This is a genomic window from Rhizobium sp. O111 (assembly GCF_055616315.1).
Window position 1 is genome coordinate 2175661 of sequence record NZ_JBSHXL010000001.1, and the last position, 23724, is coordinate 2199384.

At 63.3% G+C, this 23724-nt stretch carries 24 protein-coding genes and 1 pseudogene; 17 read left to right on the plus strand and 8 right to left on the minus strand.

Annotated elements, in window-relative coordinates; translation table 11 throughout:
• Nucleotide 1 precedes the first annotated feature (1 nt).
• The 5 genes from ACVTFQ_RS11110 to ACVTFQ_RS11130 all read left to right on the plus strand — a co-directional run bounded on the left by ACVTFQ_RS11110 (nt 2) and on the right by ACVTFQ_RS11130 (nt 4837).
• Nucleotides 2-988 (plus strand): carbohydrate ABC transporter permease, encoded by a 987-nt coding sequence (locus ACVTFQ_RS11110; RefSeq protein ID WP_111562159.1) that lies wholly within the window; start codon nt 2-4, stop codon nt 986-988.
• Nucleotides 988-1818 (plus strand): carbohydrate ABC transporter permease, encoded by an 831-nt coding sequence (locus ACVTFQ_RS11115; RefSeq protein WP_111562160.1) that lies wholly within the window; start codon nt 988-990, stop codon nt 1816-1818. Before ACVTFQ_RS11110 ends, ACVTFQ_RS11115 begins: the two co-directional genes overlap by 1 nt.
• Before the next feature lie 12 nt (nt 1819-1830).
• Complete coding sequence (locus ACVTFQ_RS11120; RefSeq protein ID WP_111562161.1) at nt 1831-2859, plus strand: ABC transporter ATP-binding protein; 1029 nt, start codon at nt 1831-1833, stop codon at nt 2857-2859.
• 74 nt (nt 2860-2933) lie between these two features.
• Nucleotides 2934-3719 (plus strand): ThuA domain-containing protein, encoded by a 786-nt coding sequence (locus ACVTFQ_RS11125; RefSeq protein ID WP_111562162.1) that lies wholly within the window; start codon nt 2934-2936, stop codon nt 3717-3719.
• A gap of 11 nt (nt 3720-3730) precedes the next feature.
• Nucleotides 3731-4837 (plus strand): Gfo/Idh/MocA family protein, encoded by a 1107-nt coding sequence (locus ACVTFQ_RS11130; RefSeq protein WP_111562163.1) that lies wholly within the window; start codon nt 3731-3733, stop codon nt 4835-4837.
• 59 nt (nt 4838-4896) lie between these two features.
• On the opposite strand, the gene ACVTFQ_RS11135 is transcribed toward ACVTFQ_RS11130, so the two are convergent.
• Nucleotides 4897-5370, minus strand: coding sequence for a nucleoside deaminase (locus ACVTFQ_RS11135; RefSeq protein WP_112437187.1), 474 nt, complete (start codon nt 5368-5370; stop codon nt 4897-4899).
• A gap of 158 nt (nt 5371-5528) precedes the next feature.
• Between ACVTFQ_RS11135 and ACVTFQ_RS11140 the strand changes: the two genes are divergently transcribed.
• The gene (locus ACVTFQ_RS11140) at nt 5529-6338 is read left to right on the plus strand and encodes a class I SAM-dependent methyltransferase (protein ID WP_112437186.1); all 810 of its coding nucleotides are present in this window, start codon (nt 5529-5531) and stop codon (nt 6336-6338) included.
• A gap of 73 nt (nt 6339-6411) precedes the next feature.
• Here ACVTFQ_RS11140 and ACVTFQ_RS11145 read toward each other — a convergent pair whose 3' ends face one another.
• A complete protein-coding gene (locus ACVTFQ_RS11145; protein WP_111562165.1) occupies nt 6412-6672 on the minus strand; it encodes a hypothetical protein in 261 nt (86 codons plus the stop codon).
• A 142-nt stretch (nt 6673-6814) separates the two neighbouring features.
• On the minus strand, nt 6815-7723 hold the full coding sequence (locus ACVTFQ_RS11150; protein WP_047505933.1) for a DUF1003 domain-containing protein: 909 nt from the start codon (nt 7721-7723) through the stop codon (nt 6815-6817).
• 203 nt (nt 7724-7926) lie between these two features.
• Between ACVTFQ_RS11150 and ACVTFQ_RS11155 the strand changes: the two genes are divergently transcribed.
• Complete coding sequence (locus ACVTFQ_RS11155) at nt 7927-9648, plus strand: GGDEF domain-containing protein (RefSeq protein WP_313760701.1); 1722 nt, start codon at nt 7927-7929, stop codon at nt 9646-9648.
• 19 nt (nt 9649-9667) lie between these two features.
• Here the strand turns inward: ACVTFQ_RS11155 and ACVTFQ_RS11160 are convergent, their stop codons facing one another.
• The gene (locus ACVTFQ_RS11160) at nt 9668-10006 is read right to left on the minus strand and encodes a hypothetical protein (RefSeq protein WP_162718235.1); all 339 of its coding nucleotides are present in this window, start codon (nt 10004-10006) and stop codon (nt 9668-9670) included.
• Nucleotides 10007-10083: 77 nt separating this feature from the next.
• Here ACVTFQ_RS11160 and ACVTFQ_RS11165 point away from each other — a divergent pair.
• A pseudogene (locus ACVTFQ_RS11165) lies at nt 10084-10239 on the plus strand (bifunctional diaminohydroxyphosphoribosylaminopyrimidine deaminase/5-amino-6-(5-phosphoribosylamino)uracil reductase RibD); the annotation flags it as partial.
• Nucleotides 10240-10288: 49 nt separating this feature from the next.
• On the opposite strand, the gene ACVTFQ_RS11170 reads toward ACVTFQ_RS11165, so the two are convergent.
• Nucleotides 10289-11452 (minus strand): aminotransferase, encoded by a 1164-nt coding sequence (locus ACVTFQ_RS11170; RefSeq protein ID WP_111562167.1) that lies wholly within the window; start codon nt 11450-11452, stop codon nt 10289-10291.
• 92 nt (nt 11453-11544) lie between these two features.
• Nucleotides 11545-12261: a Crp/Fnr family transcriptional regulator gene (locus ACVTFQ_RS11175; protein ID WP_210208044.1), complete on the minus strand. Its 717-nt coding sequence runs from the start codon at nt 12259-12261 to the stop codon at nt 11545-11547.
• Between the two features lie 118 nt (nt 12262-12379).
• Here ACVTFQ_RS11175 and hemN point away from each other — a divergent pair, with 118 nt between their 5' ends.
• From hemN to cydX, 7 genes are all read left to right on the plus strand, one after another.
• Nucleotides 12380-13723 (plus strand): oxygen-independent coproporphyrinogen III oxidase, encoded by a 1344-nt coding sequence (hemN, locus tag ACVTFQ_RS11180; RefSeq protein WP_112437422.1) that lies wholly within the window; start codon nt 12380-12382, stop codon nt 13721-13723.
• Nucleotides 13724-13872: 149 nt separating this feature from the next.
• A complete protein-coding gene (locus tag ACVTFQ_RS11185; RefSeq protein WP_047506429.1) occupies nt 13873-14451 on the plus strand; it encodes a GbsR/MarR family transcriptional regulator in 579 nt (192 codons plus the stop codon).
• A 4-nt stretch (nt 14452-14455) separates the two neighbouring features.
• Nucleotides 14456-16144 (plus strand): thiol reductant ABC exporter subunit CydD, encoded by a 1689-nt coding sequence (gene cydD / locus ACVTFQ_RS11190; protein WP_470423892.1) that lies wholly within the window; start codon nt 14456-14458, stop codon nt 16142-16144.
• Nucleotides 16141-17832, plus strand: a complete 1692-nt coding sequence (locus tag ACVTFQ_RS11195; protein ID WP_111562171.1) for an amino acid ABC transporter ATP-binding/permease protein — start codon at nt 16141-16143, stop codon at nt 17830-17832. The genes cydD and ACVTFQ_RS11195 overlap by 4 nt, the downstream gene beginning before the upstream one ends.
• Nucleotides 17833-17906: 74 nt before the next feature.
• Nucleotides 17907-19487, plus strand: coding sequence for a cytochrome ubiquinol oxidase subunit I (locus ACVTFQ_RS11200; RefSeq protein ID WP_112437269.1), 1581 nt, complete (start codon nt 17907-17909; stop codon nt 19485-19487).
• Nucleotides 19488-19493: 6 nt separating this feature from the next.
• The gene (gene cydB / locus ACVTFQ_RS11205) at nt 19494-20648 is read left to right on the plus strand and encodes a cytochrome d ubiquinol oxidase subunit II (protein ID WP_111562264.1); all 1155 of its coding nucleotides are present in this window, start codon (nt 19494-19496) and stop codon (nt 20646-20648) included.
• A gap of 12 nt (nt 20649-20660) precedes the next feature.
• Nucleotides 20661-20771: a cytochrome bd-I oxidase subunit CydX gene (gene cydX / locus ACVTFQ_RS11210; protein ID WP_018897469.1), complete on the plus strand. Its 111-nt coding sequence runs from the start codon at nt 20661-20663 to the stop codon at nt 20769-20771.
• Between the two features lie 73 nt (nt 20772-20844).
• Here the strand turns inward: cydX and ACVTFQ_RS11215 are convergent, their stop codons facing one another.
• Nucleotides 20845-21333, minus strand: a complete 489-nt coding sequence (locus ACVTFQ_RS11215) for a GAF domain-containing protein (RefSeq protein WP_111562173.1) — start codon at nt 21331-21333, stop codon at nt 20845-20847.
• A gap of 257 nt (nt 21334-21590) precedes the next feature.
• On the opposite strand from ACVTFQ_RS11215, the gene ACVTFQ_RS11220 reads away from it, so the two are divergent.
• Nucleotides 21591-21968 carry a hypothetical protein gene (locus tag ACVTFQ_RS11220; RefSeq protein WP_313760477.1) on the plus strand — a complete coding sequence of 126 codons (378 nt, stop codon included), beginning with the start codon at nt 21591-21593 and terminating at the stop codon, nt 21966-21968.
• Between the two features lie 192 nt (nt 21969-22160).
• Complete coding sequence (locus tag ACVTFQ_RS11225; RefSeq protein ID WP_111562174.1) at nt 22161-23117, plus strand: DMT family transporter; 957 nt, start codon at nt 22161-22163, stop codon at nt 23115-23117.
• A gap of 107 nt (nt 23118-23224) precedes the next feature.
• On the opposite strand, the gene ACVTFQ_RS11230 is transcribed toward ACVTFQ_RS11225, so the two are convergent.
• A complete protein-coding gene (locus ACVTFQ_RS11230; protein ID WP_047506436.1) occupies nt 23225-23620 on the minus strand; it encodes a hypothetical protein in 396 nt (131 codons plus the stop codon).
• Nucleotides 23621-23724 lie beyond the last annotated feature (104 nt).

The window sequence follows — 23724 nt, forward strand, 5'->3', positions numbered from 1 at the left end:
CATGAGTGAAGTTGCAGTATCTGAAGGCCTGAAAGCGCAGACGCGCGCCAGGGCCACCTCGTCGGACCTGAAGGCCGACCGCGTCCGTTCCGCCTGGATGTTCCTGGCGCCGACGCTGTTCATCCTCGCCGTCGTCGCCGGCTGGCCGCTGTTTCGCACCATCTATTTCAGCTTCACCAACGCCTCGCTCACCAGTCTCGGCGACGCCAAGTTCGTCGGCTTCGACAATTACCTCACCTGGATCACGCTGAAGAGCGGCCGCACCGTCTACAAGGGCCTGCTCGCCGACCCCGCCTGGTGGAACGCGGTGTGGAACACGATGAAATTCACCGTGCTTTCCGTGCTGATCGAAACCGCCCTCGGCCTTATCGTTGCTCTTGTCCTAAACGCCCAGTTCGTCGGCCGCGGCATCGTGCGCGCCGCAATCCTCATCCCCTGGGCGATCCCCACCATCGTCTCGGCCAAGATGTGGGCCTGGATGCTCAACGACCAGTTCGGCATCCTGAACGATCTCTTCATGGCGCTCGGCCTAATCAGCCAGAAGATCGCCTGGACCGCCAATCCTGAAACCGCGATGATCGCTGTCCTGATCGTCGACGTCTGGAAGACCACGCCCTTCATGGCGCTCCTCATCCTCGCCGGCCTGCAGATGGTGCCCGGCGATATCTACGAGGCCGCCAAGATCGACGGCATCAACCCGGTCAAGGTCTTCTGGCGCCTGACGCTGCCGCTGATCCGTCCCGCGATCATGGTCGCCGTCATCTTCCGCATGCTCGACGCCATGCGCATCTTCGACCTGATCTACGTGCTGACGCCAAACAACGCGCAGACCAAGACCATGTCGGTGATGGCGAGAGAGAACCTCTTCGACTTCGACAAGTTCGCCTATGGCGCCACCGCCTCGACGGTTCTCTTCCTGCTCATCGCCACCGTCACCGTGCTCTACATGTGGCTCGGCCGCGTCAACCTCGGCGGGAGTGAACGCTGATGCTTCTCACAGCCACGAAAAACACCCTTTTCTATCTCCTCGTCGGCATCATCGTCATCATCGCGGTCTTCCCCTTCTATTACGCGATCCTGACCAGCTTCAAATCCGGCACGGCGCTGTTCGCAATCGAATACTGGCCGACCTCGATCTCGTTTGCGAACTACGCCAACGTGCTCACCACGGGCAGCTTCATCCACAGCCTCGGCAATTCGCTGCTGGTCGCCGTCTGCGTCGTCGCCGCCTCGTTGCTGCTCGCCGTCACCGCATCCTATGCTCTCGCCCGCGTGCATTTCCGCGGCCGCGCGCTGCTGATGCTGACGATCCTCTCGGTCTCGATGTTCCCGCAGATCGCGGTGCTGGCCGGCCTGTTCGAGCTGATCCGCTGGATCGGCATCTTCAACACGCCGTTCGCGCTGATCTTCTCCTACATGATCTTCACCCTGCCCTTCACGGTCTGGGTTCTGACCACCTTCATGCGCGATCTGCCCATCGAAATCGAGGAAGCAGCGATCGTCGATGGGGCCTCTCCATGGGTCATCATCACGCAGGTTTTCATGCCGCTGATGTGGCCAGCTTTGGTCACGACCGGCCTGCTCGCCTTCATTACGGCCTGGAACGAATTCCTTTTCGCCCTAACCTTTACGTCTTCGGACGCGCAGCGAACCGTGCCGGTCGCAATCGCCCTCTTGTCGGGCGGGAGCCAGTTCGAGATTCCGTGGGGCAACATCATGGCGGCATCCGTCATCGTCACGGTCCCTGTCGTTGTCCTGGTGCTCATATTCCAGCGCCGGATCATTTCCGGCCTCACCGCCGGCGGCGTCAAAGGTTGAAGAAAGCACGATATGGCACAGATTAGACTCGACAATATCAGAAAGAGCTTCGGCGCTCTCGAAGTCATCAAGGGCGTCACCATGGATATCCGCAAGGGTGAATTCATGGTCTTCGTCGGCCCGTCCGGCTGCGGCAAGTCCACGCTTCTGCGGCTGATCTCCGGCCTGGAGGACATCTCCGAGGGCACGCTCTCCTTCGATGGCCAGGCGGTAAACCAGCTCTCGCCCTCCAAGCGCGGCATCGCCATGGTCTTCCAGTCCTACGCGCTCTATCCGCACATGACCGTCTTCGACAACATGGCTTTCGGCATGAAACTGTCGGGCCGCACGAAGGAAGAATGCAAGGCCCGCGTCGAGCAGGCAGCCGGCATGCTGCAGCTCTCGCCCTATCTGGAGCGCCTGCCCCGCCAGCTCTCCGGCGGCCAGCGCCAGCGCGTCGCGATCGGCCGCGCCATCGTCCGCGATCCCAAGGTCTTCCTCTTCGACGAGCCGCTGTCGAACCTCGATGCCGCACTACGCGTCGCCACGCGGCTTGAGATCGCCAAGCTTCACCGCAGCATGCATGACACGACGATGATCTACGTCACCCACGACCAGGTCGAGGCGATGACGCTCGCCGACCGCATCTGCGTATTGCGCGATGGTGTCGTCGAGCAGATCGGCACGCCGCTCGAGCTCTACGAAACCCCGAATTCCCTCTTCGTCGCCGGCTTCATCGGCTCGCCGAAGATGAACTTCCTCACCGGCGAATTCTCCGCACCCTACAACGCCCACACGATCGGGGTGCGCGCCGAACACATCGAGATCACCAGCAGAGAACCCGCCTGGAAGGGCACGGTGATCCACTCCGAAATCCTCGGTTCCGACAGCTTCGTCTATCTCGATATCGGCACACCGGAACCGCTGGTCGTTCGCGAAACAGGCGTTTCGCGCCACCAGCCCGGCGACAATCTCGGCGTCTCGCCCGTCGCCGGCGCCATCCACCGTTTCGACCCATCCGGACGCGCGCTCGAAAGTATCCCATTGAAGGGCGCCGCCTGAAACCAACCCAAACAACCGGATCCCGGCCGCTTCCCAACGGTTTCGATCCACCACGCGCATGAAGGAGCATGACTTTGGCTATTCGCACCATCGTATGGGGTGAAAACATCCACGAGAACACCAACGAGATCGTCCGCGGCATCTATCCCGATGGCATGCACACGACGATCGCCAACGCGCTGAACACCGATCCTGATATCAGCGCCACGACGGCGACGCTGCAGGAGCCGGAACACGGCCTCACCGAAGCGCGTCTCGCCGAAACCGACGTGCTGACCTGGTGGGGCCACAAGGACCACGGCGCCGTCTCCGACGTCGTCGTCGAGCGCGTCGCCAAGCGCGTCTGGGAAGGCATGGGCCTGCTCGTCCTGCATTCCGGCCACTTCTCGAAGATCTTCAAGCGCCTGATGGGCACACCCTGCGCGCTGAAGTGGCGCGAGGCCGGCGAGCGCGAGCGTCTGTGGACGATCAACCAGCGCCACCCGATCGCGGCCGGCATCGGCGAGAACTTCGTGCTCGAAAACGAAGAGATGTACGGCGAGCAGTTCTCCGTTCCGGAGCCGCTCGAAACCGTCTTCATCTCCTGGTTCCAGGGCGGCGAAGTCTTCCGCTCGGGGCTGACCTGGCGCCGCGGCGCCGGCAACATCTTCTACTTCCGCCCGGGCCACGAGACCTATCCGACCTACCACGACGCCAACGTCCAGAAGGTGCTGATCAACGGCGTCAAATGGGCTTATAATCCCGAGGGCGACCTGAAGAGCATCACCGATGCCCCGAATGTCCCGGTCGAGAAGGCGCTGGAGCCGATCACCGAACGCGGCCCGAGACTGCACCAGGCCGGCGAAGCCGGTTACCGCTGAGGAGAACAGCAATGCGTCTACTCGTTCTTGGCACGGGCGTCATGGCCAAAAACCAGGTCGCCAATTTTCTCGCCATCGATGGCGTCGAGGTTGTCGGCGCCGTCGATACGGATCTCGCACGGCTGACCGAATTCGCCGATCACTTCCACATCGAAAAGCGCTTCCGCACGTTGGAAGAAGCAATCGAATGGGGCGAATTCGACAGCGCCACCAACGTCACGCCTGATCGCATCCACTACGCGACCAGCCTGGCGCTGATCGCGGCCGGCAAGCACGTCTTCTGCGAAAAGCCGCTGGCCGAGCATTACGACCACGCCCTGGAGATGACGGAAGCGGCGGAAGCCGCCGGCGTCATCAACATGGTCAACCTGACATACCGCAACGTCGCGCCCCTGCAGCGCGCCCGCGAGATGGTGCTGGCTGGCGAACTCGGCACCATCAGGCACGTCGAGGCCTCCTATCTCCAGAGCTGGCTCGTGTCCCGCGCATGGGGCGACTGGCGCACGGAATCGCGCTGGCTGTGGCGCCTGTCCACCGGCCACGGCTCCAACGGCGTGCTCGGCGATGTCGGCATCCACATCCTAGACTTCGCGGCCTATGGCGCTGCCACCGACATCGACCACGTCTTCGCCCGCCTGAAGACATTCAACAAGGCGCCGGGCGGCCAGATCGGCGAATATCTGCTGGATGCCAACGACAGCTTCACCATGTCTGTCGACTTCACCAACGGCGCGCTCGGCGTCATCCACGCCACGCGCTGGGCGACCGGCCACCTCAACGAGCTGAAGCTGCGCATCTACGGCGAAAAGGGCAGCCTCGAGGTCACCCATCGCCCCGATGGCTCGGATCTCCGCGGCTGCTTCGGCGACGATATCGAAAGCGCCACCTGGCGCGACATCGAGGTGCCGCCAGTGCTGACCAACTACCAGCGCTTCGCCGAGGCCGTACGCACCGGCAAACAGGACGACCCCACCTTCCGCCACGCCGCCAACCTGCAGAAGGTCATCGACCTCGCGATCGTCTCCGAACGCGAACGCCGCGAGCTCAACCTCCTGGCCGCGCAAGAGCAGGACAGCGCCCCCGACAAGCGCATCCCGCCGCTGACGGTGGTGGTGTAAGGGTAGATTGAGGATGCAGGGCCCGCGAGAGCGGGCCTTGCTGCCTGGTCTGCGAAACCTCAGCCCTTGCCCAGATGCTTCGGCCAGAACCGCTGATGCACGTCCGCAGCCTCATCTTCTAGATCCGTTGGGCCAACGACTTCGACGATCCGCGCGCCAGTTTGCAAGACCGCCCGGCTCGGCAGGTTCAGCCCGATCCCGGCGATCTCTCCAAGCCGGACTTCCGAGCATGCAAACACCATGCGGCCGATGCCCGACCAATAGATCGCGCCGGCGCACATCGCGCACGGCTCCGTGCTCGTATAGAGCGTGCAGTCAGCGAGGAAAGCGGTGTCGTAGTGCTGCGCCGCCAGCTTGACCAGGTTCATCTCGGCGTGGTTCGTCATGTCGTGGCCGGTGAAGACACTGTTTTCGGCGCGCAGGATGACCTCACCCTCCCTCACCAGCACCGAACCAAACGGCTCATCGCCGCGCTCCATCGCGGATATTGAGAGCGCAATCGCCTCACGTAAAAATGGCTCATGGCCTTCCATCGAAGTCTCTCCCCAAATTTGAAGCGAGACGATCTTGTCTTGAGTTCGCGGAATTTCCAAGGGGTTTAAGACCTGACTTGCCTGAGATCAAAGAACCAATATAGCCAGGATCAACTCGTGAACTACCTTATCCGCATCCCCAACGCGGAGGATCAAACATGGCGATCTACGACGAACAGACCGACTCCGAAAAGGCGTGCTGGTATTCCAACGGCGCACGGTTTTATGTCGAAGGGCGACCACGCTATCCTCCCGCCCTGATAACCGCGTCGGCAGCGGCCGCGGAGTGGCGGCAAGACAGCCGTGTCCTCGAAATCGGCAGCGGCCCCGGCACGGCCACGCAGGACTTCGCCGCCTTGGGCGGCCGATTTACCTGTGTCGAACCGAACGCCGACTTCGTCACTATTGCCCGTGACGTTCTGGCTCGTTTTCCGGATATCAGCTTCCAGACGAGCACGCTGGAACAGGCCGATCTCGCCGGTCCGTTCGATATCGTTCTCGCGGCATCCTCGTTTCACTGGGTCGATCAGAAGCGCGGTGTCCAGCGGATCGAGGAATTGCTCGCGCCGCACGGATTTGTCGTGCTGTTGTGGAACAAGGAACCCCAGCCCGTCGCGCAGCAGGTCGAGGCCGTTGACGAGGCATTCCGGCGCTCGGGCTACCCGCAGCCGATCGAGCGGCAATCCCGCGACGAGGTTGCCCATGTGTTTTGGAAACTTGCCAAGCCGCTACAGAAGGCAGTTTTTACCGAAAAGCTCTTCTGCCACGTGGAGACAGCCGAGGACTACAGTGTCGAGCGCTTCGTCGCCCTTCATCGCAGCCTCTCGCCCTTTCTGGCTTTGGCTCCAGAAAAGCAGCCAAAGATAGCCAAAGCGCTGATCGAAAACCTCAGCGCCTTGGTCAGCCCGACGATCCGGACAACCCGCATATCCGCAGCCCACATCTTCCAGCGATCAGATCACCGCTAGACAAACGCGCCCGATAACCGGCCAAATCTAAGCGGCCCGCGACCGATAGCGGTCGTGCTCGTCTCAGACAGCATCAGCCGCCGACGGCATCGCTGACGCATTTCTTGGTGTAGGCGGTCTTCGCGGCACCTGCCAGCGCCTTGCCGTTCTTGTCCTTGGCGGACATGTCGCAAGCGGCGGCGGCGTCCTTCTGGCACTTGTTCATCGACGACGTGAGGGCGGCGCCGGCCAGCGGCTTGCCGTTCTTGTCGACTGCCTTGGAGGCGCATGTATCGGCGGCATGAGCCGTCGCGGCCGACAGGATCAAGGCTGCTGCAATGATAACCGTTTTCATCGTCTATTCCTCCCACAATTTGCCGTTATCAGCATCGAAAACGCCACCTGATGTTGAGCCATCAGGAGCAGCTATCTAGCGGAATCTTATAGGCTATTTTGGGGCACTTCTACAATGAGGATCACGCCGGCGGCACTCCGCGCTAGCCGTCCGCCTCGTCCGTCTTCGGCGCGGCGCTGAAGAGGTTTTTCAAGGCACTGGTCTTGGTCTTCTGCGCCTTGCTGAGCTTCAGCGCGCGGTTGGCGGCCTTGGCTTGCTCCAGCATCATCTCGATCTGGATCTGCTGGATTTCGGTCAGCCGCTCCCACTGTCGGTTCAGAAGATGGTCGACCTTTTCGTGCAGATGGCGGATTTCCAGTTCGGCCTTCAGGTTGACCTTGTAGTCGTTGAGCGCGCGCAGGCGATCCTTCGATTCCTGGCGCCGCTGGCTCATCATGATGATCGGCGCCTGCAGGGCGGCGATGGTCGAGAGGATGAGGTTGAGCAGGATGAAGGGATAGGCGTCGAAGGCCTGCCGCTCGCCCATCAGGAGATTGATGCCCATCCAGACGGCCAGGAAAAGACAGAAGGAGATGATGAAGGTCCAACTGCCGCCGAAAGTGGCGACGACATCTGCCACGCGGTCGCCGATCGAGCGATGCTCTTCGTAGTCCTCTTCGATGTTTTCGGCCAGCGTATCGTGGCTGCGAAGGCTTTCGACGACCTCGTCCTCGAGGTTGGAGAGCTCGCCGCGTTCGTCGCGCAACAATTCGGCGATGTACTGGCCGCGATAATCGTCCACCACCTTGCGATTGATGTAGTCATCCGAGTGCAGCCCCGGATGCTTTTGCCGCATGAACTCGGCCAGCGCAGGGCGCAGATCGTCGAAGTGGATGGCGTCCTTCTTCTTGAGCGCAGCGCCGGTGATCGCATCGACGAGGCGCACGGACTTCGCCTTGGCCCGTTCCAGACTGTCGCTGTAGTCCTTCATCTCGACGGTGGCGGCCTCGCCGTGCCCGGCATCGAAATCCACGATCCCACCGGCGAACTCAAGCGACTTCTCTTCTGCCATCCGACGATCCTCTGTGCCGATTCCTGCGCTCTAAACATCAAATCGAACAGGATTGTGACATTGCTTGGCGATCCCGGCGAGGCCATTTGTTGGGGCGGTGTTAACGACTGATTGCTCGCCCTCCCAATAACGTGATCGACCGCTCCGCCAAGTCGATGGCTCCGATTAACGGCATCAAAAGCTTTCCGCCCTAGGCTAAAGCCATGACTTCGAGTGGATTTCGAAATAGCCTTCCGGCGGCCCTTCTGTTCCTGGTGATGCTGCTGCAATTCAGCGCCGCATCGGCTGCCCCGGCGGATTCTTTCGAGACACGCAGTTCCTGCTGGGCATCCGCCAGCCTGTCTGAAGACGTGGTCGCGATCGCCAGGAACCAGGATCGATGGTCCTGCGGCGACCAAGCCCGCTCCATCGATGCCGAGCGAGTGCTGCTGCGCTTCGATATCAACGCGGGCGCGCCCCTTCCCCACTATCTGCTCTCCAGGCGCGCGGCACTTCAGGCGGTGCATCTCATTGCCATTGATCGCGATGGCGCGATCCGCCAGGACAGCATTCCCGCCGCAGCACTCGCAAGCTCGATGGCCGGCGGCTATTTCAAGGCGCCCCTGCCCGATGTGACACGCGAGACGCGGCAGGTGATCGCCGTGATCGACCTCCCAAGCCACCGGATGACGCTGGAGCGCGCCTATCTGGCGCCGACGGACGCGGCCGGCGGCATCGGCGACATGCGCTTGATGCTTGTGCTGGCAGGCCTTGCCGGCATGCTCGTCATGCCCTTGATTTTCAATGCGGCCTTCTACCGGGCGCTGCGAGAACCCTTCGTTCTCTGGCACTCGGCGCTGACATTCTCGCTGCTGATGACCATTCTGGTAACATCCGGCCTGGCAGTCATGCTCTTCGATCCGCCGGCGATGACCCTGAGCTGGATGACGACGGTGATCTTCGGCATGACCATCGCGTCGGGAGCGATGTTCACCTATAGCTTCGTCGAGCCCGGCCTGATGCATCCGCTTTTGCGCCGCGTACTCCCCTATTGCGCGGCATGGGCGATAGCGCTGAGCGTCTTTCACGCCGCCTTCCCCTTCGTCGCCCGCCCCATTCAGTCGAGCGCCTATACGGCCGCCTTCGCGCCGGTGCTTGCGATCTTCATCCTGTCGATGATCGATGCGCTACGTCGCGGAAGCCGCGCCGCGCGGTTCCAGGCGGTCGGTTACACGCCGATGGTCGTGGTCGGCTTGATCCGTCTGGTGACGGGTATCGTTCCCTGGCTGCACAGCACCGACGCCACCCTGCTCTTCTATATCGGCTGCATGTGCGAGGTCGTGTTCACGACGCTTGGCGTGGCCGAGCGCTTCGTCACCATGAAGCGCGAGCGCGACGGCGCCCGCAATGACGCCGAACTGCTCGAACGCCTGTCCGAAACCGACCCGCTGACCGGATTGCTGAACCGGCGTGCGATCGAACAACAATTCGAGCAGCTCCGAGCCAAAGGCTTCGTGGCCCTTGCCGTTATCGACATCGATCATTTCAAGGCGATCAACGACATCAACGGCCACAGCGTCGGCGACGAGGTGCTGAAGGCCGTCGCTAAGGCGCTCCAGCCCGGCCCGATCGTTCGCGCCTACCGCCTCGGCGGCGAGGAATTCGTACTTCTCCTGCGCGGCGAGGACGCCGACACCCAGGCTGAACTGCGCCGCCAGGCCATTCCCGCCATCGTCGCCCGGACGGTACCGGGCCTCAAACGGCCGGTGACCGCGAGCATGGGCGTGACTGGCATCGTCGGCGATGAGGATTTCGCAACGCTCTATGAACTGGCCGACAAGCTGCTTTACGAAGCCAAGAGCGCGGGGCGTAATAGAACCCGCGGCGCGATCAACAGGACGCCGGCGCTGCGAGACTTTCCGGATGATCGGGCGATGATCGCCTAGATCAAAACCTGCAACGACATCAGGTCACGAACGGCATGATATCCACGCCATCGCCAGGAAAGACGGTGATATGGGGATGGTCGAGGAAAAGCCGTGCCGCGGCCTCGGCGTTTTCCGCCTCGACGACAAGATAGCCGCAGAGCGCATTGGAAGCCGCCGCGATGCCATCCTTGTTGATCCGCGTCGTCTTCCCCACCATGCCGCCGCGATCGAGAATGGCCGCGGCGTTCCGCTCCTCCCAGGCCATCCACAGCGGCACACCTTTGGCATCGATGGCGTCTTGCTCGGATTTGGGAAGACGCCGGAAAGCGTCGAAATCCTCGTGCTTCATGGTGTAGACGGCAAGAAATCGGGGCATGGGGACCTCTGTGATGACGCGTCGTGTGCTGAAACATAGCATACGGCTGTGAGGTGCCTAAAGAGAGGTTTTGCCTTGCGTTAACCCCCTCTGCCCTGCCGGGCATCTCCCCCACAAGGGGGGAGATCGACTCGTGGCTTGCTCCCCAATCAAACAATGAAGGTGGAGCGAGCGGCTGCCCCCAGCCAATCTCCCCACCTGTGGGGGAGATGCCCGGCAGGGCAGAGGGGGGTATCACACGGCACCACGCCCAATCTCTAGCGCGCCCCACCTAGGGCAACGTCAGCGCAACCGCTCCACCAACCGCCCGATCGACAACGCATCCGCATTGGCAAACGCCAACCGCAGATACCGCTCCTGCCCCACCCCGAAATAGCTCCCCGGCAGGCAAACCACGCCCGCCTCCTTGGCGAGCCGCTCGGCAACCTCGGACGAACTCAGATCCTCGAACGGATGCCGGATAAACGCGAAGTAAGCACCAAGCGCGCCGATCTCCCAGCCGGGCAGTTCCGCCATCACCGCCCGCAGCGCATCGGCCCGGCGGGTGATCTCCAGCCGGTTCGCGGCCCGCCAGTCGGCCAGAACAGGCATCGCCTCGGCAACCGCCACCTGCGCAGCCCTCGGCGCGCAGATCTGCATGTTGTCCATCACCTTGACGATCTCGGTGATGACACGCTCCCCGGCGGTGATCGCGCCCAGCCGGTGTCCGGGAATGCAGAAGGATTTGGAGAAGCTGTAGAGCAGGATCAGCGTCTCCTCCCAGCCGGGGATCGAAAGCAGCGGATGCGGCGCGCCATAGTCCTCCGGCAGGAAGTCGCGGTAAGTCTCGTCGACGATCAGCCACGCCCCATGGCTGCGGCAGAGGTCGAACAGCGAACGCAACAGTTCCGGCGGATAGATCGCTCCCGTCGGGTTGTTCGGCGTCACGATCGCCAGCACCTTGGCGCCCGAGGCGAGCGCCTTCTCGGCCGAGGCGACATCGGGCAGGAAGCCGTTCCCGGCATCGCATTCGACCAGCACCCTGTTGATCCCGAGCATCGACAGCGTCGTTTCCTGGTTGAAATAGAAGGGATTGGTCAGCGCCACGCTGTCCCCAGCCCTGGCAAGCGCGATGGCGGCGGCCATGAAGGCCTGGTTGCAGCCGGCGGTGATCTGGACGTTACGGGCAGCGACCGGCGCGCCATAGACCTCGGACATTTGCCGGGCATAGGCCTCGCGCAGCACGCTCTCGCCCTCGATCGGTCCGTAGCCGGTTGTCGCGGGCGATGACGCCGCCTCACCCAGCAGCCGCAGCATCTCGGGATGCGCGGGATAGCCCGGAACCGCCTGCGAGAGATCGACCAGCGGCCCCTTGGCGCCCTTGTACTCGCGTGCCCAGGCAAGCACCGATGGGATGGGCGGCGGGGACAGGCGGGAGACGAGGAGATTGGCTTCAGCGGCGGGCATGGAGGCTCTCAAATCAATGATTGAAACCATCACTCCTGCACAAAACACCCCGCCTCGGCAACACGCATTCGCAGGGCGCGCGGTGAACGCCGTCAGGCGCCGCAGCAAGCCTTGAGCTTGGAGAGCTTGGGCACTTCGATATGCCTGTTAGCAACAATGGAGATGACGCCTTCGCTCTTCAGCTTCGACATCTGCCGCGACACCGTCTCGATCGTCAGCCCGAGAAAATCGGCGATATCGGCGCGCGACAGCGGCAGGTCGAAGCGACGGCTATCGCCCTTCGCTTCGGGATCGAGATGAGTCGCGATCAGAAACAGGAAGCTCGCGACCTTCTCCGCCGCCGTCTTGCGCCCCAGCGTCACCATCCAGTCGCGCGCTTCGTCGAGCTCGCGCATCGTCTGGTCCATCAACCTTTCAGCGAGTGCCGGCGTGCTCTTGACCAGCCGCTCCATGGCGGCCTTCGGAACCCGGCAGAGATGCACGTCGGACGCGGCCTCCGCCGAGACGCCGTTTTCATTGGCATGCAACCGGCCGAGGAAATCCGGCGCGAACTGCAGGCCGACGATCTGCTGGCGTCCGTCTTCGAGCGTCTTCGTCAGCTTCACTACGCCGCTGATGACGGTGGCGTAGGATTCGACGGGCATCTTTTCGCCGGCCAGTTCCTCGCCGGCATCATGCGTGACCAGCCGCGTATGGGCCGACAGCAACAGCAATTCGTCAGACGTCAGCGCCCCGCACATCCCCTTGTGGCGGACCTCGCAACTGACGCAACGTACTGGAATATTAGAATTATGTATATCTTTTCGCATACACCCGGCTCCGCCTGAAGCATAGCCAAGCTCATCTTCGGAGAACAGCGTTTTCTTGATCGAGATCAAGGCAGTCATCGAAAACCCCCATTATTTCGGTCCTTGAAAGGACACGCTCATGAACGCCGATCTCATCGCCCGCTATTCCGCCCCCGTCCCCCGCTACACCAGCTATCCGACCGCGCCGCACTTCCACGAGGGCGTCGGCGAGCCGGATTACCGGCAGTGGCTCGAAGCAAATTCGCAAGGCTCACTATCGCTATACGTGCATATTCCGTTCTGCGACCGGCTCTGTTTCTACTGCGGTTGCCATACCAAGCAGGTGCGCCGCTACGACCCCATCGCGACCTACCTGGAAGCCTTGAATAGCGAGATCGCGCTCGTTGCGACATATCTCCCGCTACGGCGAAAGGTCGCAGCCATCCATTTCGGCGGCGGCTCGCCGACGATCGTCAGCCCCGCCGACCTCATGCACCTGCGCGCCACGCTCGACGCCCATTTCGACATCGGCCCGGATTGCGAGATCAGCGTCGAGATCGACCCGATGCATGTCGATGCAGAGAAGCTGAGGGCCTGGCGCGATTTTGGCATGACGCGGGCAAGCGTCGGCGTGCAGGATTTCGAGCCGATCGTCCAGACCGCGATCAACCGGCCGCAGAGCTTCGAGCAGACAGCGATGGTCGTGCGGACCTTGCGCGAGCTCGGCATCGGCTCGATCAATCTCGACATCGTATATGGCCTGCCGCATCAGGATCGTGACATGCTGCTGCGCACGATCGAGCTGTCGCTGTCGATGCAGCCGGATCGCATCGCCATGTTTGGCTACGCGCACGTCCCCTGGGTCAAGAAGCACCAGTCGGTGATCGATACCGCAACGCTCGCCGGCCCCGCCGACCGTTTCGCGATGGCCGCAGCCGGTGCTAACACCATCCTTGCAGCAGGCTATGACGCCGTCGGCATCGACCACTTCGCGAAGCCCGACGACAGCATGGCCCGCAAGCTGCGCGACGGCGCGTTGAGGCGCAACTTCCAGGGCTACACGACCGATGGCGCCGATACGCTGATCGGCCTTGGCGCCTCCTCGATCGGCAAGCTGCCTGAGGGTTATGTCCAGAACATCGTCGCAACGGGACAATATTGCCGGGCGATCTCGGAAGGCCGCCTTCCCGTGGCCCGGGGTTTCGCGCTCTCGGATGCCGACCGCGCCAGCGCGCAGGCGATCGAGGAGCTGATGTGCCAATACGCCTTCTCGGTCACCGAGCTGCGCGCCCGCTTCGGCAAGGCCGCCGACGATGCCTGCAACGACGCCCTGCATGCGAGCTTCAACGAGGATGGCTTCGTCTCCTTCGACGGCGACCGGTTCGTGGTTACCGATGAAGGCCGCCCCTTCGTGCGCACCATCGCCGCCAAGTTCGATCGCTACCTCGCTGAGGGCAAGGCCAAACATTCCTCGGCCATTTGATCTGAATCAATAAACTCGCGCGAAAAGCTGACTATCGTCAAATCCGGCGCCAATTGTCGCAGCCCCGGCTTGCCGATTGTTAGCCATGCACTGCCAGTTATAGTGATTTCAGAAATTTCTGAAATCACAGACATAACGGAAACCAGATGATGAACCTTGCGCCGCTCGTCCAATCCTTCGTCCTGCACTTCGGTGAGATGGGCTCGCGCTGGGGCATCAACAGGACGGTGAGCCAGATTTACGCGCTGCTCTACGTCTCCCCGCAGCCGCTCTGCGCCGAGGAGATCGCCGACGCGCTCGGCATCTCGCGCTCGAACGTCTCGATGAGCCTGCGCGAATTGCAGACCTGGAACCTCGTGCTGCTCAGGCACCGGCCGGACGACCGCCGCGACTTCTTCACCACGCCCGACGACGTCTGGCTGATCCTGCGCACGCTCGCCGAGGAACGCAAGAAGCGCGAGGTCGATCCGACGCTATCGGTATTGCGCGAAATCCTGATGCAGCGGCCGGCAAGCGAGGCCGAGCGTCATGCCCAGGAACGCATGAGCGAAATGCATGCACTGATTGAACAGCTGACACATTGGTATGACGATGTGAAACAACTTGAAACAGAAAGGCTTGCAACGCTACTCTCGCTAGGCGCGAAAGTGACGAAGCTGCTTGAGGCCAAGGACCGGGTCATCTCGCTCGGCCGTGGCCGCCGTCCCAATCCTGCGAACAAGAGTTAGCGCCATGACCAGTGCCTTTCTCGATGCCAAGCAAGATAAGGCCCGCGACGGACGGCGCAAGCGCGCCCGCCAACCGTCTGGCCTGCGGAACGCGGCGCTGGTCCAGACGCTTGCCGCCCTTCTCTGGATCCCGCAGGCCGGTCTTCTCTCCGTCGCTATCGGCCGCATCGCCAATGGCGGCGGGGTCGAGGCCGTCATCTGGCCGGCGATCATCATCGCCTTGCTCGGTGTCTTAAAAAGCTGTCTCGAAGCGGCAGGAGGCCGCCTCGCCTTCCGCGCCGCCCGGTCCGAACTCACCCTGAGGCGTGCCCGCGCGGTCGCGGCCCTTGCGCGCCGGTCGCCGGTCGACAGCACCCGCCAGACATCGGGCGAGGTCGCCAGCATCGTCGGCGAACAGGCCGAACTCATCGTCCCCTATCTCGCACGTTTCCAGCCGGCCCGCCTCAAGGCCAGCGCCGTGCCTATGGTCATCCTCGCCTGCGTCTTCCCGATCTCTTGGATTGCAGCCCTCGTGCTGCTTTTCGCCATGCCCCTCATCCCCGTCTTCATGGCGCTGATCGGCTGGCGCGCGCAGGCAGCCAGCGAAAAGCAGCTGGCCGCGACCGGCGGCCTCAACGGCTTCCTGCTCGATCGCCTGCGCGGCCTTGCCACCATCCGCGCGCTTGATGCCGTCGATGCCACGGCAACGCGCCTTCGCGCCGATGCCGAGGACCTGAAGACCCGGACCATGGCCGTGCTGCGCATCGCCTTCCTGTCGTCGGCGGTTCTCGAACTCTTCGCCGCGCTCGGCGTCGCCATGGTCGCCGTCTATGTCGGCTTCTCGCTGCTCGGCGAGATCCGCTTCGGCGCCTGGACTGGCGGCCTGGACCTGACATCAGGCCTCTTCGTGCTGCTGCTCGCACCCGCCTTCTTCGAGCCGCTGCGCGAACTCTCGGCCGTCTGGCACGACCGCGCCTCGGGCGAAGCGGCGATGAAGGTGCTCGATGCGCTCAGCGAAGACGGGATGCTGCTGCCGCAGGGAGAGGCCGCTCAAGGCCCCCTTGGCGCGGATATCCGCTTCCACACCGCCACCTTCCGCTATCCCGGCAGCGATACCTCGGCCATCGAGGACTTCGATCTCCATATCCGCGCCGGCGAACACGTCGCGCTGCTGGGCCCAAGCGGCTCGGGCAAGTCGACACTGCTGGCGCTCGCCGCCGGCCTGGCACCTTGCGAAAGCGGCCGCGTCGAGATCGGCGGGCAACCGGCCGGTCAATCGTCGCGGACACGCATCGCCTGGATCGGTCAGAAGCCGCATATCTTCGCCGGCAGCATCACCCGCAACGTCACGCTCGGCCGGCCGCAGGTCTCCACTCAACAGGCCGCCGCCGCACTCGAAGCCGCCCGGCTCGGACGGCTCACAAGCGCCTACCGCAACCGTCCGCTCGGCGATAGCGGAGCCGGCCTGGCGGGCGGCGAGGCGCTGCGGCTCGCCATCGCCCGCGCTGCCGTGGACCCCGAGATGCTGATCGTCCTCGCCGACGAACCGACCGCTCATCTCGACAGCGCAACCGCCGACGACATCACCGAGAGCCTGCTTGCGCTTGCCAAAGGCAAGACCTTGCTCGTCGCCACCCACGATCCCCGCCTTGCCGCTCGCATGGGCAGGACGATCCATCTCAATCCGGAACTCGCACGGGAGGCCGCCGAATGAGCGCGTCGCTGACCGATCTGAAGCCCATCCTCAAGCTCTTCGCCAGGGAGAAGAAGCGCGGCCTGCTGCTGGGCGCCGTCATGTCGGCCGCGACGGCCGGTGCCGGCATCGCGCTGCTCGGCCTCTCCGGCTGGTTCATCACGGCAACGGCGATCGCAGGCGCATCGGCTGCAACCGCCATCACCTTCGATGTCTTCGCTCCCTCGGCAGGCATCCGCCTGCTGGCGATCGGCCGCACCGCCTCGCGCTATGGCGAGCGGCTGACGACGCATGACGCGACGCTCGCCGTGCTCGCCGCCCTGCGCGAACGCCTGTTTCGCGGCTGGGCGCAGGCCGGTGCTGCCCGTGACCTCGCAAGACGCCCGGCCCGACTGCTCTTTCGCCTGACCGGCGACATCGATGCTCTCGATTCTCTCTATCTCCGCGTGCTGTTACCCGCAGGCGTCGCAATCCTCGCCGCCATCGCCACAGGCATCGCGCTCGGCCTGATGCATCCTCTGTTCGGCGTCTCGGCGGCAATGCTCCTCATCGTCGCCGGCCTCGGCATCCCCCTTTGCGCCGGCCGCCTTGCCGCCACCCATGCCCGGCGCCGCGCCCATGGCATCGAGGCGCTGCGCGCCCGCACCATCGATCTCGTCGCCGGTCAGTCGGACCTCTTGATGGCAGGCAGGATCGAGACGCAAGCGGCAGCCATAGCCGCCGCCAATCTCTATTCGGCCAATGCCGACAACAAGCTGAACCGGATCGAAAGCACTGTTACCTTCGGCTTCGGCATCGCCTCGACACTCCTTCTAACGGGCTCGTTGCTGGCCGTCGCGGCGCTGGCCGGCGCCGGCACGATCACCGCACCGGTTGCCGCCCTCGGCATCCTGATCGCCTTCGCCGCTGTCGAACCCTTCGGCGCGTTGCGTCGCGGTGCGCTGGAACTCGGGCGCACGCTGCTGGCGGCAAAGCGCATCGGCCCGCGCCTCGCCCACGAGGCATCCGCACGTCAACACCCGGCCCCGGCCGCCGACCTGGCAGCCCAACTCACCGGCGTCAACGCCGCCTATGACGCAGCCGCAGCGCCTGTTCTCGTCGACATCAACCTCGCGCTGAAAACGGGCGAAAAGCTTGCGGTCATCGGCACCAGCGGTGCCGGGAAGTCGACGCTGCTGGCCTTGCTCGCTGCAGAGATCGAACCGCTCGAGGGCACGGTCGCCAACGACACGGCAACCCTGCTGACCCAGCGCACCGAACTCTTCCAGGACACGGTCGCCGGCAATCTGCGTCTGGCCTGGCCTGATGCCACGGCAAGCGATCTCAAGGCAGCACTCGCCGCCGCCGGCCTTCTCGCCGATATCGCCGCCCTGCCCGATGGCCTCGACACCCGTCTCGGCGAAGGCGGCATGGGCCTCTCGGGCGGCCAGTCGCGCCGGCTGGCGCTTGCCCGCCTCTTCCTGCGCGACACGCCGCTCTGGCTGCTCGACGAGCCGACCGAGGGCCTCGACCGCGCCACAGCACTCGATGTCATGGCCCGCCTGTGCGAGAGGGCGAACGCTCGCTCGCTCGTTATCGCCACCCATATCCGCCGTGAGGCGGAGATCGCTGATGTGATCGCCACGCTCGATGGCGGCCGCATCGCCAGCACTTCGCGCCGCGGAGAGACGGCGTTCGAAGAAGCTCTGAATCGGCTGAGACCGGACTGAGCGCGTGCATGACCGCCAGGCAATCCGGCCCGGCGGAAAATCTTCGTACCCCCATGGGGCGTGGGAGAAAGACTATGGAACTAGACATTGTCGATTTATCGCGTTTTCAATTCGCGCTGACAGCGCTTTATCACTTCCTCTTTGTACCGCTGACGCTCGGCCTCGCCGTGCTGCTCGCCATCATGGAGACCGTCTACGTCATGACCGGCCGCCAGATCTGGCGGCAGATGACGAAGTTCTGGGGCGTGCTCTTCGGCATCAACTTCGCCATCGGCGTCGCCACCGGCATCGTCATGGAATTCCAGTTCGGCATGAACTGGAGCTACTACAGCTACTATGTCGGCGACATTTTTGGCGCGCCCCTGGCGATCGAAGGGCTGATGGCTTTCTTCCTAGAGGCCACCTTCGTCGGCCTGTTCTTCTTCGGTTGGGACAAACTCTCCAAGGTCGGTCACCTCGTGGCGACATGGTGCGTGGCGCTGGGCTCGAACTTCTCAGCACTCTGGATTCTCGTCGCCAACGGCTGGATGCAGAACCCGGTGGGATCGGCGCTCAACCCGCAGACCATGCGCATGGAAGTGACCAGCTTCTTCGACGTGGTCTTCAACCCGGTCGCCCAGGCAAAATTCGTCCACACCGTCTCGGCCGGCTACGTCTGTGCCTCCATCTTCGTGCTCGGCGTCTCGGCCTGGTATCTGCTCAACGGCCGGCACATCGAGATCGCCAAGCGCTCGATGACGGTCGCCGCCTCTTTCGGCCTGGCTTCCGCGCTCTCGGTCGTCGTGCTGGGTGACGAAAGCGGCTATCTCGCCACCGAAAACCAGAAGATGAAGCTCGCCGCCATCGAAGCCATGTGGGAAACGGAGCCGGCACCGGCCCCCTTCACCGCCATCGGCTTTCCTGATCAACAGGCACGCGAGACCCACTTCGCCGTCCATATCCCATGGGTCATGGGCCTGATCGGCACCCGCTCGCTGGATACCGTCATTCCCGGGATCAACGAACTTGAGGAGCACGCAAAGACCCGCATCCGCGAGGGCATCAAGGCCTACGACGCGCTGATGCAGATCCGCGCCGCCGGCTCGCCAGACAAGATCACCGCGGAAACCAAGAGCGCCTTCGAGGATCTCGGCCACCAGCTCGGCTATGCCCTGCTCCTCAAGCGCTATGTCGACGATCCCCGCACCGCCACCGATCAGCAGATCGACCAGGCGGCCCGAGACACCATCCCGCATGTGCCGACCCTCTTCTGGTCGTTCCGCATCATGGTCGGTCTCGGCGTATTCTTCATCGTGCTGACGGCGACCTTCTTCTGGCTCTCGGCCCGCCGTCGCCTCGACGCCCATCCCTGGCTGCTGCGCGTCGCCGTCTTGGCGATCCCGCTGCCCTTCATCGCCATCGAGTTCGGCTGGGTGGTTGCCGAGGTCGGACGCCAGCCCTGGATCATCGAAGGCGTGCTGCCGACGGCCGCCGCGGTCTCGAGCCTCGGCGCCAGCACCGTGCTTCTGACGATCCTCGGCTTTGCGGCGCTCTACACGGTGCTGATCATCATCGAGATGACACTGATGGTGAAGGCCATCAAGAAAGGCCCGGAACCGGACAACGAGCCGGAAGCCGAGCTGATTTCCGAAACCCTCGTTCCTGCCGCGGAGTGATTGATCATGATCCTGCACGAACTCATCGACTATGAAACCCTGCGCCTCATCTGGTGGCTGCTTCTCGGCGTCCTCCTCATCGGCTTCGCCGTCACCGATGGTTTCGATCTCGGCGTCGGCATGTTGCTCCCCTTCGTCGCCAGGACGGATACGGAGCGGCGCGTCGCCATCAACACGATCGGCCCGGTCTGGGAAGGAAACCAGGTCTGGCTGATCCTCGGCGGCGGCGCCGTCTTCGCCGCCTGGCCGCCGCTCTATGCGGTCTCCTTCTCCGGCTTCTATCTGGCGATGTTCGCCATCCTGCTTGCGCTCATCCTGCGGCCGGTCGCCTTCAAGTACCGCTCGAAGCGGGAAAGCGCCCGCTGGCGCGGCAATTGGGATCTCGCGCTCTTCATCGGCGGCTTCGTTCCGTCGCTGATCTTCGGCGTCGCCGTCGGCAACGTGCTGCAGGGCGTGCCCTTCCGCTTCGATCCTGCCGACATGCGCATCTTCTACGAGGGTTCGTTCATCGGCCTGCTCAACCCCTATGCTCTGCTCTGTGGTCTGCTCTCCGTAGCGATGCTCAGCATGCACGGCGCCGCCTGGCTGGTGCTGAAGTCGAGCGGACCGGTCGCGGAGCGCGCGCGTGGCTATGGCAGCATTGCCGCCATCCTCGTCATCGTGCTCTTCGCGCTCGGCGGCGTCTTCCTGGCGCTTGGTGTCAACGGCTACACGATCTCCAGCGCCATCGTCCCCGACGGCCCCTCGAACCCGCTCCTGAAGACGGCGGCGCATGAGGGCTCGTGGCTCGCCAATTACGGCACCTACCCCTGGATGATGATCGCCCCGGTCGCCGGCTTCGCCGGTGCCGTCGCCACCCTGATCGCAATGCGCGCCAGGCTGGAGGTCGGCACGCTGCTCTTCAGCAAGCTGTCGATCTTCGGCATCATCTCGACCGTGGGCGTCTCGATGTTCCCCTTCATCCTGCCCTCCTCGCTCGATCCGAAGTCGAGCCTGACGGTCTGGGATGCATCGTCGAGCCACCTGACGCTGTTCATCATGCTCGTCGTCACCTTGATCTTCCTGCCGATCATCCTGGCCTACACGGCCTGGGTCTACAAAGTGCTCTGGGGCAAGGTCGACGAGAAGCAGGTCACCGACAAAAGCGGTCACGCATACTGAAGGAGAAATAGGATGTGGTATTTCGCATGGATCCTTGGCCTGCCGCTCGCGGCCGCCTTCGCCGTCCTCAACGCCATGTGGTACGAGCTGATTGACGATGAGGCCAAGAAGAAGAAGTCCTGAGTGACAGGATAAGCAAAAGAGGTTGCGCTCGATCCGGGCGCAGCCTCTTCTCGTTCACTGAATGGAATTGACGTCAGTAACTGGCCGAAACGAAGATGTCGGCCAGCGCCTCGATCCCCGCCTGATCGTCCGCATCGAACCGCGAAGGGATCGGGCTGTCGAGATCGATGACGCCGAGGATCTCGCCATTGTGGCTGAGCGGCACGACAAGTTCCGAGCGCGAGGCAGCATCGCAGGCGATATGGCCGGGAAAGGCATGGACGTCCTCGACGAGGATCGACTGGCCCTTTGCGACAGCGGCCCCGCAGACGCCGCGTCCGACCGCGATCCGCACGCAAGCGGTGCGCCCCTGGAACGGCCCGAGCACCAGCTCGTCCTTCGATTTCAGGAAATAGAAACCGGCCCAATTGAGCTCCGGCATCATCTCGAACATCAGCGCCGATGTATTGGCCGCGTTGGCGATCACATCGCGCTCGCCATGAAGCAGCCCGGTCAGCTGCTGCGCGAGCTCGCGATAGAATTCCTTCTTGTCGGCCTGATCGATCTTCGCCGTTTGAAACATGTCGGTTCACCTTTCAGCAGTGCATGGCACTTGGCTTGATATAGCGATCCGCCCCACACTTGCCAATTCGCCACTGTGCAGCCTAGCCGGCAATCACCGCGCGAATTCACGCCGGCTCCTTTCAAATTCACAGGGGATTGAAGGAAGCGATCTTGTCCGGCGGCGATCGGGCCATATGTCCATAATATGTCGATCGGATATCCGACGCTCGCGGCCGCCGGCGGCATCCGGTCGACGAATACAGATGCGAAAAGGCCGTGCTCGCGCACGTCTGCCTGCCATCGAACCCGCAAGGCGATGGCATCGCGCGACCGTCGGCGCAGGTATTGGCCGGCAACGATAGAACCATCCATTTTCAGTTCGAGGTAAAGGCAATGACACCGGAAGACAGACAGGCAGTTTTCAGCCACCGCGAGATTGCCGCAGTCATAAAGGGAATAACGCTCGACGATGGCACCGATGCGCCGATCACCGGCAAGTCGCTGGGCGAGGCCATCCTCTTCGTATCGGAGGAAGCGTCTACCAACGCATCAAGCGCGCATGTGATCTACGGCGCCAACGAATCGCTGAGCTACACCGATTGCCTCAGCATCTACCGCGACTATGGGCCGGCGCTCCGACGCGGCTCCAACTGAGGATATAGCCAATCATACGTGGTGGCGGATCGCCGCCACGCAGGCACAGCGTGGCGCGGCTATCACACCCTTCGCTTTAAGATAGGCGCGGCCTTCTCCTCAATTGTGCAGGGCAGCATTCTCAACTATACCGCCTGTTGTCGGCAACGATGCCCCGGCGCCCGAAGCTCTCTTCAAATTGAAACTGCTCCCATGACTGCTCCCCATTCGCCCGCGCGCGGCGTTCTCATCGCGTTTGCCGCCTATGCCGTGTTCGCGTTCAGCGACGCTTCGATCAAAATCCTCCACGGCAGCATCCCATCCTACGAGATCGCCTTCATCGGCGCGCTGTTCGGCACCGCCGCCCTGCCCTTCATCAAGGCCAAGGACGACTCCTGGCTGGATGTCGTGCGCACCACGAACCGCACATTGTGGCTGCTGCGCTTCGTCTGCGGCGCGATCGGCGCCATTGCCTCGATCATCACCTTCACGCTGCTGCCGATGGCGGAGGCCTTCTGCCTGCTCTTCCTGCTGCCCTCCTTCGTGACGATTCTGTCCGTCATCTTTCTCAAGGAAGATGTCCGCTGGCAGCGCTGGGCGGCCGTCATCGTCGGCTTCCTCGGCGTTCTGGTGGTGCTGCGCCCCGGCTTCCGCGAGCTCTCGGTCGGCCATCTCGCGGCCGCCATCGGCGGCCTGACGGCGGCGATCTCGATCGTTGTCCTTAGAAAGATGGGTCCGGCCGAAAAGCGCCTGTCGCTGTACGGCGCCGCCCTGCTCGGCACCATCATCGTCAGCGGCGTCCTGATGGCCTCGCAATTCGTCATGCCGACACCGCGGCAGTGGCTGTTCATCGCAAGCTACGGACTGCTCGGCGCAGCCGGCAACGTACTCTTGATGACCGCCGCGCGCATTGCGCCCGCCAATCTCGTCGCACCACCGCAATACAGCCAAATGCTCTGGGCGATCGCCTTCGGCTACCTGATTTTCGACGACGCGATCGACCTGCCGATGGCGGGCGGCATCTTGCTGATCATCTGCTCCGGCCTGCTGACGCTGGCGCGCGAACGAAAGCGCGGCACGCCCCTGCCGACATCCGTCGTCTCCTCCGACAGCCAGGCGCCGCTTGCGACCTCGGCCGCCGGCGAAGGTCCGAGCGCGCCGAAGGCCTGACAGGCATCGGCGGCAGCCGAAACATCACCCCAAAACGAAAACCACCCCTGTCCGCGTTTCCACGCAGGCAGGGGTGGCTTCATTTCAAATTGGCGAAAGCCGGCCTGTCAGCGCAGGACCGGGCAACCGCGAACGTTGCCGAAGGTGATCTCATCAGGCCCACGACGCGTGAAGCCCTGCACGATCACCCGGCGCGGCGTGATATCGACCACACGCGCGCGGCGGAACCCGTAGTCCATCGCCTTGTCCTCGGCGAGACGCGGATCGCAACCGCGCGGCCGGCCGCCATAATACGGTGGCGGCGGTGGGCGGCCATAAACCGGCGGCGGTGGCGGACGGCCATAGCCTGGAGGCGGTGGTGGGCGTCCGTAGCCCGGAGGCGGTGGTGGACGACCATCGTCTATATAGATGTCCACCTGAGCGGAGGCCGGAACCGTAGCGCCGGCAAGCGTGCCGACGCCCAGTACCAGGGCAATCCCCGCCTTGGTCAGAAACTGCATCATCGAAATCTCCATATCACGCGGTTGCGACCGCGCTCCTTTTTCGATTCTCTCGGCCGGTCAGAAGATCGGCCCTCCCGGATAAACGCATTGTTATGCGATTCGCA